Here is a 10,686-nt window from a genome sequence, read left to right as displayed (position 1 = left end):
TTATCGGTACGTGGATTAAGACAAGTAAATAATGAATTAGGAATTATCTTGATGGCAGCAAATATGAATAAATTGGCCAAAATGATGGCCAATTTAACTCATATTTTTGGTTGGATAGAAAAACTGAGCCGCATCTTCCAGAGAAAGTGGAAAATGCGGCTCAGTTTATTTATCGGCGGGACTTATGTCCCAGCCTCTTTTTTACTTGGTAAAGATTCATCAAAATCTCATTCCAAATTGGGAAGGTGAATCTCATCAATCGATAAACCGGTTCCAATTTTAATGGAGATTTAACCTTGTTCGTCACTCTTGTTGCTTAATTTTAATCATGTCATGCTATTCTTTAGTTTGTTTTTGAGCAATCATTTGCACAATGTTTTTCAAAATTTAATATATTGGGGAATCAATCTTATGTCAAAGAAAAAGATCACCTTAGTTGGTTTAATCTTAATGATTTTTACCACGATTTATGGTTTTGCCAATACCACCGTTGCTTACGAGCAAATGGGGTATGCAAGTATTATTTGGTACGTTTTGGCCGCGATTTTGTTCCTGCTGCCGACTGCGATGATGTTTGCCGAGTATGGATCCACTTTTAAGGATGCCCACGGTGGGATTTATTCTTGGCTGGCAGGGTCAATCGGTGAGGAATGGGCCTTTATTGGGACCTTCATCTGGCTGTCATCCTGGATTATCTGGATGATGTCGACGGCTTCAAAGGTTTGGATCCCATTTGCGACGACCTTGTTCGGTCATGATACGACCCAGACTTGGAGCTTCTTTGGATTGAGTTCAACCAAGACCATTGGCTTACTAGCGATTCTTTGGATTATTGCCGTCACTTGGTTTGCGGTTCGCGGAATGGATTCAATCTCAAAAATTTCTTCTGTCGGGGGGATATTTGTCTCCTTGCTGACGGTTATTTTTGCCATTGCCAGCGTGACCGTTTTAATCTTAAATGGCGGCCACTTAGCGCAGCCGGTGACTGGGATGCACAGCTTTATTCAATCACCCAACCCGGACTTCCAGTCACCCATCGCCTTGATTTCGTTTATGGTTTACGCGGTCTTTGCCTATGCCGGAACGGAAACCCTTGGTGGTGTGACCGACAACATGCACGAACCAGAAAAAACATTTCCACGCGGCCTGATCATTTCAACCTTGGTCATTACCGTGATGTATTCATTATCAATCTTTCTCTGGGGAATCACTGCCAACTGGCATTCAGTCCTCGGCAACGGCCACGTTAACCTGGGGAACATTACATATGTCCTGATGGCTAACTTGGGTGTGGTTCTTGGTCAAATCCTGCACCTTTCTGCAGCGACCAGCACGATATTAGGGACGACGTTTGCCCGTTTTGCCGGCTTGAGTATGTTCATGGCCTACATGGGCTCGTTCTTCGTGTTGATCTATTCACCACTTAAGTCATTTATCATGGGGTCGAATCCTAACTTTTGGCCGACTAAAATGACTAAGCTGAACAAGAAAGGGATGCCTGGATTTGCAATGTGGACCCAAGCGGTCATTGTTGCCGTCCTGATCTTCTTCGTGACTTTTGGTGGTTCAAGTGCCAAACAGTTCTACGTGATTTTGACAAATATGGGAAACATTTCCACTTCATTCCCATACATCTTCTTGGTCGCTGCCTTCCCATTCTTCAAACGAAAGAAGAATTTGGAACGACCATTTGAAATTTATACGAAACGTTGGATGACTGACACTATTTCAATCATTGTGTTGATTGTACTGGTCCTCGGGATTGGCTTTACTGTGGTCTATCCAATCTTGGAACATGATTATGTTACTGCATTCTGGACAATCATCGGTCCAATCTTCTTTGGCGCAATTGCCTGGGCGTTCTTGGCATATCAATCAAGAAAATTGAAGAAGTCATAAATTTAAATTACAAAAAGGAGGCAGACAAAAATTTTGACTGCCTCCTTTTGAGTGCTTTCTTACCTAGAATAAGTCAGTTTTTAAATGAATGTCATCCTTATCGGTAATTTGACGGACAACCCGGCATGGGTTGCCAACCGCCAGAGAATTAGCAGGAATATCTCTGGTCACGACGGACCCGGCACCGATGACACTGCCCGCACCAATTGTCACTCCGCCAATCACGACAACGTTGCTGGCAAGCCAGCAGTTACTCTCGATAGTGATTGGTTTAGCGTATTCATCATCGTATTCTGAACCGTTGGAGCGCTGTTTAACGTTTCGGTCTTGATAGCGAAGTGGATGCATTGGGGTGGCAAGCGTGACATTTGGGCCAAACATCACGTTATTGCCGATGGTCACCGGACAGTCATCTAGGATTGAAAGGTTGGCATTACCATAGAAGTGGTCACCAATCGTCGTGTAAATGCCGTAGTCAAAGAAGATCGGTCCCTGAAGGTAAATGTCCGCACTAGCCTTTGGCAGCAGCTTAGCGACAATTTTTGCTCGTCGCTCGGACTCTTTATCGAAGGTGTCGTTGTATTGCTTTGAAAGTCGGTGAGCTTGGTGTTGCTGGGCAGCTAAAACGGGGTCAGTTGGATCGTAAATTTTACCAGCCAGCATTTTTTCTTGTTCGTTCATAATTTCCTCCAAATTTGTATGATAATTCAGTATAACGTATTAACCGATGGTAGCGCTACCACCAACCGAACTGTTATAATGGTCTTAGCTGTTTTTGAGGAGGAGTTCCTGTGATTAATCCAATGCCACTTTATCATGAAATGTATCGGCAAATGGGGCCGCAATATTGGTGGCCGGCTGATTCAAAAATGGAAATTGTGATCGGGGCGATCCTTGTCCAAAATACCAATTGGAATAACGTGGATATGGCACTGACTAATTTGAAGGATGAAACCGACTTAAATGTCACCCAAATTTTAGGACTGCCAATTGAAAGTCTACAGTCACTTATCCGGCCAAGTGGGTTTTATGTGAATAAAGCTCGCAGTCTACAGGCCGTCCTCAAATGGTTTGATCAGGACAACTGCGATTTTGTGCGAATAGCTGATAAGTACGGTTCAGGCTTGCGTCAGACAATGTTAAAAATGCCGGGGGTTGGCGAAGAAACGGCTGATTCACTGTTGGTGTATGTATTTGATCAGCCGGCGTTTATTGCCGACAAGTATGCAAGAACGCTTTTTGGGTATCTGGGATTTCGTAATCTTAGGAATTATTCCAAGCTGCAACAGCGGATTAAGTTGCCGAAATCATTCACCTATCAGGAAGCCCAAGAATTTCACGGCTTAATTGACGAATTTGGCAAGCAGTTTCTGAAAAGTCGCAAGGACTTTGAAGCCAGCTTTTTGGGTGGCTTTGATAAACATGTATTGGATCTTTGAAGAATCACGATTAATTGACTGAAGAGGGCCTTAGTGAAATGAATATCCTGTTGATGCTACTACCGGCAATTGGGTGGGGACTCTTACCGCCAATTGTTGCCCGAATTGGTGGTAAACCCGCAAATCAAATCTTTGGTACCGCTGTTGGAACCCTTGTCGTTGCGGTCATGATGACATTTGTCTATCATCCCCAGCTATCCCCGTTCACTTTTTTAGCCGCGATGCTGGCTGGCTGCTTTTGGGTCATTGGCCAGGTAGGGCAGTTCATTAGCTTTCAAAACATTGGGGTATCCACGACCATGCCAACATCTACAGGGTTTCAGCTGATTGGAACTTCCTTGGTTGGGGTGGTGATCTTCGGTGAGTGGTCCACCACAATGGAAAAGGTATTAGGGGCAGTTGGAATTCTAGTCCTTATTTTGGGGATCGTGCTGACATCAATCACTGACAAACCGCTGATTGCACAGGATCAGCCAAATAAGAAGTTGCCCACCATCATCATGCTGTTGACGACGACCTTGGGATACATCGTTTATATGGCCATTCCCCGTGGCCTGAGCGATTCTGGGCTGGCAATCTTTTTACCCGAATCTATTGGCATTTTAGTGGCCGTGATGGTTTATGTCTTTGTGACTCACCAACAACGAATCTTTAAGCAACGGTCAAGTTGGCTAAATATTGCTGGTGGGCTGGTCTTTTCCCTTGGCGCAATTTCGTATATCGGTTCAGTTCAAAACAACGGGGTTAATTCAGCCTTTGTGGTTTCCCAGCTGGCCGTGGTTATTTCGACATTGTTGGGGATGATTTGGATGCACGAAACGAAAACTCATCGTGAGCTGGTGTTTACAGTGCTTGGTTTGCTACTAATTATCTCTGGGGCCATTATTACAACTGTTTTCTAGAGCCAAAAATGCGCTGGATTTGCAAATCCAGCGCATTTTTGGCAAAATAAAAGACCCTCACAGGGGTCTTTATTTATTTTGATTTAATTATTCAACAACTGAAACGTTAGTAGCTTGTGGGCCACGATCGCTGTCTTCAACGTCAAGGGTAACCTTTTGGCCTTCTTCAAGGGTCTTGTAACCGTCAGCATTGATAGCTGAGAAGTGAACAAAAACGTCCTTGCCGTCTTCTAAAGTGATAAAACCGTAACCTTTGTCTCCATTAAACCATTTAACAGTACCTTGTTCCATAAGAATGAAACCTCCGTTGCGCATAGCGCGATAAATTTTGCATTTGAAACTTGAAAAGTAAGGAGTCATTCTTATAAGAACGATGGACCTTGTTTCGAAGTTAAATACATTATCTGTATACTAACAGGTAACTTTGAAAAAAGCAAATAGAAGTATTTTTCCGGCTTTAGGAAGTGTCATTTGGCCACTTGGATTATAATAAAGGTAACGTTAATGCTGAAAGGGGATCATCATATGAGCAAATCAGTCAATTGGAAAGCCGCCTTAATTGCAGGTGGCGTTGCCGGCGTCATTTCCGGCCTGGTCAAGTTGGGGTGGGAAAATGTTTTGCCGCCGCGGACACCGGAACGCAATAAAACCAATCCGCCACAACGCTTGCTGGAGCAGGCGGGTGTCCCTGAAAAGGTCACCCACGCAACTTACACTTATTCCGATCAGCAGTTGCCGTGGGTCAGCTACGTGATTCACTTTGGCTTTTCGACTTCATTTGCAATGTTTTACAGTTTAGCCGGACACTATGTTCCAATGATTAAAATGGGTGACGGCACATTGTTTGGCTTAGGCGTCTGGGGCGCCTTCCATTTGGGAATCATGCCGGCAATGGGCACGGTTCCGGCCGCCAAGGATCAACCAGCCGAAGAACATGTCTCCGAAGCATTGGGACACGTTGTTTGGATGTGGACCAACGACTTGATAGCGGATGAAGTTTACAGGAAGTTAAGTAAATAAAATATGAAGAAGGGTGGGACATAACTCTTTTGCGTTTGTAATGGCAACTTTGAACACCACTTCTATCTTGCCAAAAGCTGCGACGACGGCCAGCATCGCTTGCATAGCCTACGTGGCAAACGGCAGGGATCTAAACGCCTATGTCCCAGTCTTCTTCATTTGGTTTATCCATAAAATTAAATCATTATTTTGATTCGGCGAGTTCCTCTTTAGAAACGGCAGTGGGTTTGATTTCTGAAGTGTCTTCTGGTGATTCTGATACCTTCCGATTACCCATTACCAAATTAATGATAATGGCACTCAGAGCGGCAATCGTGATTGGGGAGCCAAGCAGGTACTGAACCATTTGTGGCGTTTCGCTGATGACCTTAGCTGGTAAAAGAATCACAGCCATCGTCAAGACAATCGGAATGCCCAGAACGTAGATGGTGCTTTCGTCAGTTGCAAGGTTACGAATGACATTTAAGCCGTTGAGCATAATGATGACACAAATGATTGAGAAAATGCCGCCGATGACTGCAGCGGGAACGGCTGACAGGAATGCCGATAATTTACCGAAGAAGCCAAGGACAACGAACCAGATACCAGCTGAAACAAAAACTCGTTTGCTGGCAACTCCGGTAATTGAAACGACCCCAGCATTGGTTGAATAACCCGTCATGGGCGTTGTTCCCAGTAATGCGGCAAATAAACAGCTGAGTCCTTCGCCGATAATGCCGCGATTCCATTGCTTTTTGGTGATTTTTTCACCGACAACGGCACTCATCGCAAACCAGGTACCGGTCGTCTCAGTTGTCAATACCATGTAGATGACAACGAAGGTCAAAATGGTGGGCAGTGAAAAATGAATTCCGTAATGTAATGACGTAAAGTGGGGTAGGCTGATCCAAGCTGCGTTATTAACAGCTGACCAATCGAAGCGACCCATCATTGAAGCGACGATCGTGCCGACGATTAAAGCAATGATGATTGAGCTGACTTTGAATAAACGCTGAAGTTGTGGGATGCGAATACCAATCGTAATCGCAACTAACATTGCTAAAGCTGTAATCGCAGCGATTTCAATGTTTTGATTGACGTTGCCGCTAGCCTTAAAAATATTGTCGTTCAAAGCAGACGGTAATAACGACAGACCCACGCAGGTAATAATGGTGCCGCCAACAATTGCCGGAACCAACGTGTTGATAATTTTTTGGTAGACACCAGAAACGCCAAGTAAAATTAATAGCAGCGCACCGACAATCAAAGATCCCAGGACGGTTGCCATGCCACCATTAGCAGCACCATTGGCTAAGTAGACACCCGCAACGGCACCAATTGGCACAAATGAAGGGCCTTGAGAAACCGGTAGCTTCATGAAGTACCTAGTTTGAAGAATCGTTCCAATCCCGCAGGCCAGGAAGGCTGCCTGTAAGAAGCCGGTCTTTTGAGCAAGACTCATGGACAGGAGGCCGGCAATAATGATTGGGGGCACATAAACATCCATCGCCAACACATGTTGGAGACCGAGTAATCCTGACTGGAAATATGAAACTTTGTCTTCTGGACCGTAAAGCAAACCGCTATCATTGCGTTTCATTAAGAACTCTCCTCAATTAATTGATTTCAGTCAAACACGAACATTAATCTAAAATAAAAATAAATAATTCGCCTGACTAGTTAATGCTTAGTATAAACACTAGGTTTGCAATAATCAATATGTAATTCCAAATTAATTTTGTACTCTAATGTTCGTGTTTGGAAGCGTCAATTAAGGATGTCACAATATGATTGTTCTGATGGGGATGAAACCGTTATCGCTTGAAAAAACATTGTCTAAATTGAAATTATCCCCATTAAAAAAGCTGAAATTCATCGTTGAATTTCAGCTTTTTGCTATGAAGCCCCGATTATCTGGCGAGGGACTTGACCAGTGCGTCGATTGTATGGGTAATTTCTCGTTGCTCGAGTGGTTGGTCAAACAATAGGTAGCCAATAATGGCACCACCGACAATTGACCACATTATTTTTAAAATTTCCAAATTGTCCCAGTTGACAATCAAGTGGTTTTCTTTAAGCTGGTTTAGGTTCCGATTAATGTTGCGCCAGTACAAAGGTGGGAATTTGGTCAGCAGCTGTTGACGGACTGTTTCGTTATACAGGACCTCTGAAACAAAAATTTTGAGCACCGCTGCGTTGTCCTTAAGAAATTGAATTCGATCGTGGACTAATGAATCGACGAGTGCATGTAGGGTCACAAACTGTTGGGGAAGCCGATCATCGCTAATGTCGGTCAAAACGGCAGGAAAAATAGAGTTGATCACCGGTTCAATGATGGCATCCAGTAACCCACGCTTATTTTTGAACTTACTAAAAATATTACCTTCAGAAACGCCTGCCCTCGTCGCAATTTCTTTGGTACTGGCGTTGGCGTAGCCTTTTTCTGCGAATACTTCGATTGCTGCCAATAGAATTTTGACCTGCTTATCGGTCATTTCATTTAACACGTTGGCATCGGCAAATAATTTTAATTCGGTACCATTTAACATTTGGTGGGACTCCTTACTATGCTTACAGTTTGAATTTCAAATTAAGTATACACTCAATCCCATATTTATAAAGCGACTTAGAAAATTTTCATGTAAATTCTTGATAAATGCCATGAAAACGGCTTCTTGAAAACTTTTGAAAGGAATGGTTGACCTTTATATTCCCATGCGTATAAAGAGTGTTGGTGATTGAGTGAGTAACTACTCAAACAATTGTCCGAATTTAAACCAATGAAAGAGGGCTATGACATGCGAGAGAGTGTGGAAATGAAAGAACCTAAGAAGAAGTTTTTCAGCAGTACAGAAGAACCAGGTGCGGGCAAGAGCTTGGATGAAGTCAATGGGAGTATCGTTGTTCCCAAAGATGCCGGCTTTTGGCGGACATTAACGACTTATACCGGACCGGTAATTTTAATTGCGGTCGGGTATATGGATCCCGGTAATTGGATTACCTCAATTGCCGGTGGTGCGCAGTTCAAGTACAGCCTGTTATCAGTGGTCTTGATCTCAAGTTTGATTGCGATGTTGTTACAATCCATGGCAGCTAAACTTGGAATCGTGACTGGAAAAGATTTGGCCCAGTTAACGCGTGAGCGAACCTCCAAGCGAGTGGGGTTCATTCTATGGATTATTACCGAACTAGCTATTATGGCAACGGATGTTGCTGAAATTATTGGTTCTGGGATTGCCTTGGAACTGTTGCTTAAGATTCCGTTGGTGATTGGGATATTGATTACCAGTGCCGATGTGTTGATCTTATTGTTACTGATGAAATTAGGATTCAGGAAGATTGAAGCGATTGTTGTAACTTTAGTGGCAGTGATTTTGCTGGTCTTCTCATATGAAGTCTTCCTATCAGGACCGAATATGCCTGAATTGTTTGCCGGTTACATTCCCTCAACTTCGATTGTGACTGACAAATCAATGCTTTACCTGGCACTGGGGATTGTTGGTGCTACCGTGATGCCCCATGACTTGTTCTTGGGCTCATCGATTTCGCAGACCCGCCAGGTTAACCGCAAGAATCATAAGGATGTTGCTAAAGCAATTAAGTTTTCAACCATTGATTCAAATATCCAACTATCATTGGCATTCGTTGTCAACAGTCTGCTGCTGGTACTGGGAGCTGCGTTGTTCTTCGGCACTAATAGTTCAGTTGGCCGGTTCGTTGATTTGTTCAACGCCTTACAGAACTCACACATCGTTGGCGCCATTGCCAGCCCGATTCTGAGTATGCTGTTCGCCGTTGCCTTGTTATCATCAGGCCAGAGTTCAACGATTACCGGAACCCTTTCAGGACAAATTATTATGGAAGGTTTCATTCATTTGAGAATGCCACTTTGGGTTCAACGGTTGATTACTCGGCTGCTGTCAGTCACGCCAGTTCTGATTTTCGCAATTTACTATCATGGTAATGAAGCTAAGATTGAGAACTTGCTGACTGCATCTCAGGTATTCTTGAGTATTGCTTTACCGTTTGCGATCATCCCATTAGTGATGTTCACCAGTAACAAGAAGTTGATGGGAGAGTTCGCAAACCATACGTGGGTCAAATATGCAGCCTGGTTTGCCACAATTGTGCTGGTAACCTTGAATGTTTACTTGATTCTCCAGACAGTTGGATTGCTGAAATAGTCGTTTAGGAGCCTTTATAAAATATCAATCAATTCTGGTTATCTTTTATGAAAGTCTTTCAAAGTTGGAAGTCGTTGACAATTCAAAAAATTGTCTGCGGCTTCTTTTCTTTTAGTCTAAAATAGAAATTAATAACTAATAGGGGGATTACTAAATGATCAAGCCCGAAAAGATGATCAATGGAACCAAGTGGATTGAAACAATCCAAATTAACGCCGAAGAACCGCAGATTTTAGAGAATCAATACGGCATTGACGAAGATATTATTGAGTACGTTACTGATAAAGATGAAAGTACCAATTATGTTTACGATATCAATGAGGATGACCAGCTATTCATCTTTCTGGCGCCGTATGCCCTCGATAAGGACGCATTGAGATACATTACCCAGCCATTTGGAATGCTGCTTCATAAGGGCGTTTTATTCACGTTTAATCAAAGCCATATTCCAGAAGTCAACACGGCGCTATACGCTGCATTGGATAATCCTAAGGTCAAGACTGTGGATGCGTTCATTTTGGAAACCTTGTTCGCAGTGGTTGATAGCTTTATCCCCATTTCTCGGGGAATTACCAAGAAGCGAAATTATTTGGATAAAATGTTGAATCGGAAAACGAAAAACAGTGATTTGGTTTCTTTGTCCCATCTTCAACAGACATTGACCTTTTTATCCAGCGCGGTTCAAACCAACCTCAGTGAATTGAATCGCCTGCCCAAGACTCATTTTGGTGCTGGCGCGGATCAAGACAAGATTGATTTATTTGAAGATGTACAAATTGAGGGCGAGCAGGTGCAACGGATGTTTGAAATTGAAATGCAAGTTGTTGACCGAATCGATCACACGTTTAACAGCATTGCCAATAATAATCTGAATGACACAATGAAGTTCTTGACAATTTGGTCACTCACTATGGCCGTGCCGACAATTATTACCGGCTTTTATGGGATGAATGTTAAATTGCCACTGGCTGGGTTGCAATACGCGTGGATGCTGACTTTGGGAATCTCAGTTGTATTGATCGTGGCGATGTTGATTATGCTGAAAGCGCGGCGGAAGATGTGATGGCTTCTATTGGGTACGGTTGTTACTTTAATGTATTGTGACAACTTGGGGTTCTTTTGAGGTGTGTGGGTTTGAGTGGTTATGATTGTGTGAGGTTCGGCCTCTCAAATACGTTCGGACGGGCACATTTGTTATCCTCTTTTGCGCTCCCTTCGGCCTTGAAAATACGCTCCGACGACCCAGGACCCGGCCACATAAAC

The 10,686-nt window shown here is 43.4% G+C and carries 11 protein-coding genes; 7 read left to right on the top strand and 4 right to left on the bottom strand.

All coding sequences use genetic code 11. The features are described from left to right. Together LPKJCM_RS03415 and yjeM are read left to right on the top strand one after the other, a co-directional pair. The coding region (locus LPKJCM_RS03415; protein ID WP_439951798.1) for a hypothetical protein at positions 1 to 249 on the top strand (249 nt) is incomplete at its 5' end. Between the two features lie 162 nt (positions 250 to 411). Continuing rightward, a complete protein-coding gene (gene yjeM / locus LPKJCM_RS03410; RefSeq protein WP_057961648.1) occupies positions 412 to 1,899 on the top strand; it encodes a glutamate/gamma-aminobutyrate family transporter YjeM in 1,488 nt (495 codons plus the stop codon). Positions 1,900 to 1,962: 63 nt separating this feature from the next. Here yjeM and LPKJCM_RS03405 read toward each other — a convergent pair whose 3' ends face one another. After that, entirely contained in the window at positions 1,963 to 2,580 is a 618-nt protein-coding gene (locus LPKJCM_RS03405; protein ID WP_057961649.1) for a sugar O-acetyltransferase, read from the bottom strand. 110 nt (positions 2,581 to 2,690) lie between these two features. Between LPKJCM_RS03405 and LPKJCM_RS03400 the strand changes: the two genes are divergently transcribed. Together LPKJCM_RS03400 and LPKJCM_RS03395 are read left to right on the top strand one after the other, a co-directional pair. Further along, positions 2,691 to 3,338, top strand: coding sequence for an endonuclease III domain-containing protein (locus LPKJCM_RS03400; RefSeq protein WP_057961650.1), 648 nt, complete (start codon positions 2,691 to 2,693; stop codon positions 3,336 to 3,338). A gap of 38 nt (positions 3,339 to 3,376) precedes the next feature. Continuing rightward, positions 3,377 to 4,240 (top strand): GRP family sugar transporter, encoded by an 864-nt coding sequence (locus tag LPKJCM_RS03395; protein WP_057961651.1) that lies wholly within the window; start codon positions 3,377 to 3,379, stop codon positions 4,238 to 4,240. Positions 4,241 to 4,327: 87 nt separating this feature from the next. Here LPKJCM_RS03395 and LPKJCM_RS03390 read toward each other — a convergent pair whose 3' ends face one another. Further along, positions 4,328 to 4,531 (bottom strand): cold-shock protein, encoded by a 204-nt coding sequence (locus LPKJCM_RS03390; RefSeq protein WP_057961652.1) that lies wholly within the window; start codon positions 4,529 to 4,531, stop codon positions 4,328 to 4,330. A gap of 234 nt (positions 4,532 to 4,765) precedes the next feature. Here LPKJCM_RS03390 and LPKJCM_RS03385 point away from each other — a divergent pair, with 234 nt between their 5' ends. Then, a complete protein-coding gene (locus LPKJCM_RS03385) occupies positions 4,766 to 5,260 on the top strand; it encodes a DUF1440 domain-containing protein (protein WP_057961653.1) in 495 nt (164 codons plus the stop codon). A 184-nt stretch (positions 5,261 to 5,444) separates the two neighbouring features. Here LPKJCM_RS03385 and LPKJCM_RS03380 read toward each other — a convergent pair whose 3' ends face one another. Beyond that, entirely contained in the window at positions 5,445 to 6,839 is a 1,395-nt protein-coding gene (locus LPKJCM_RS03380) for a uracil-xanthine permease family protein (RefSeq protein WP_057961654.1), read from the bottom strand. 310 nt (positions 6,840 to 7,149) lie between these two features. Further along, on the bottom strand, positions 7,150 to 7,788 hold the full coding sequence (locus LPKJCM_RS03375) for a TetR/AcrR family transcriptional regulator (RefSeq protein WP_057961655.1): 639 nt from the start codon (positions 7,786 to 7,788) through the stop codon (positions 7,150 to 7,152). Positions 7,789 to 8,055: 267 nt separating this feature from the next. Between LPKJCM_RS03375 and LPKJCM_RS03370 the strand changes: the two genes are divergently transcribed. Both LPKJCM_RS03370 and LPKJCM_RS03365 read left to right on the top strand, forming a co-directional pair. Continuing rightward, positions 8,056 to 9,423, top strand: coding sequence for an Nramp family divalent metal transporter (locus LPKJCM_RS03370; RefSeq protein ID WP_057961703.1), 1,368 nt, complete (start codon positions 8,056 to 8,058; stop codon positions 9,421 to 9,423). A 154-nt stretch (positions 9,424 to 9,577) separates the two neighbouring features. Next, complete coding sequence (locus LPKJCM_RS03365; protein ID WP_057961656.1) at positions 9,578 to 10,486, top strand: magnesium transporter CorA family protein; 909 nt, start codon at positions 9,578 to 9,580, stop codon at positions 10,484 to 10,486. Positions 10,487 to 10,686 lie beyond the last annotated feature (200 nt).

This window comes from Lentilactobacillus parakefiri (assembly GCF_002157585.1).
GTDB lineage: Bacteria > Bacillota > Bacilli > Lactobacillales > Lactobacillaceae > Lentilactobacillus > Lentilactobacillus parakefiri.
The sequence above is the reverse complement of the archived record's forward strand: the minus strand, read 5'-3'. Positions and strand labels throughout refer to the sequence as shown.

Excerpts from the sequence above, each read along its gene's own strand:
- yjeM (WP_057961648.1), top strand. The coding sequence starts at position 412 with ATGTCAAAGAAAAAGATCACCTTAGTTGGTTTAATCTTAATGATTTTT.
- LPKJCM_RS03405 (WP_057961649.1), bottom strand. The coding sequence starts at position 2,580 with ATGAACGAACAAGAAAAAATGCTGGCTGGTAAAATTTACGATCCAACT.
- LPKJCM_RS03395 (WP_057961651.1), top strand. The coding sequence starts at position 3,377 with ATGAATATCCTGTTGATGCTACTACCGGCAATTGGGTGGGGACTCTTA.
- LPKJCM_RS03390 (WP_057961652.1), bottom strand. The coding sequence starts at position 4,531 with ATGGAACAAGGTACTGTTAAATGGTTTAATGGAGACAAAGGTTACGGT.
- LPKJCM_RS03385 (WP_057961653.1), top strand. The coding sequence starts at position 4,766 with ATGAGCAAATCAGTCAATTGGAAAGCCGCCTTAATTGCAGGTGGCGTT.
- LPKJCM_RS03380 (WP_057961654.1), bottom strand. The coding sequence starts at position 6,839 with ATGAAACGCAATGATAGCGGTTTGCTTTACGGTCCAGAAGACAAAGTT.
- LPKJCM_RS03375 (WP_057961655.1), bottom strand. The coding sequence starts at position 7,788 with ATGTTAAATGGTACCGAATTAAAATTATTTGCCGATGCCAACGTGTTA.
- LPKJCM_RS03370 (WP_057961703.1), top strand. The coding sequence starts at position 8,056 with ATGAAAGAACCTAAGAAGAAGTTTTTCAGCAGTACAGAAGAACCAGGT.
- LPKJCM_RS03365 (WP_057961656.1), top strand. The coding sequence starts at position 9,578 with ATGATCAAGCCCGAAAAGATGATCAATGGAACCAAGTGGATTGAAACA.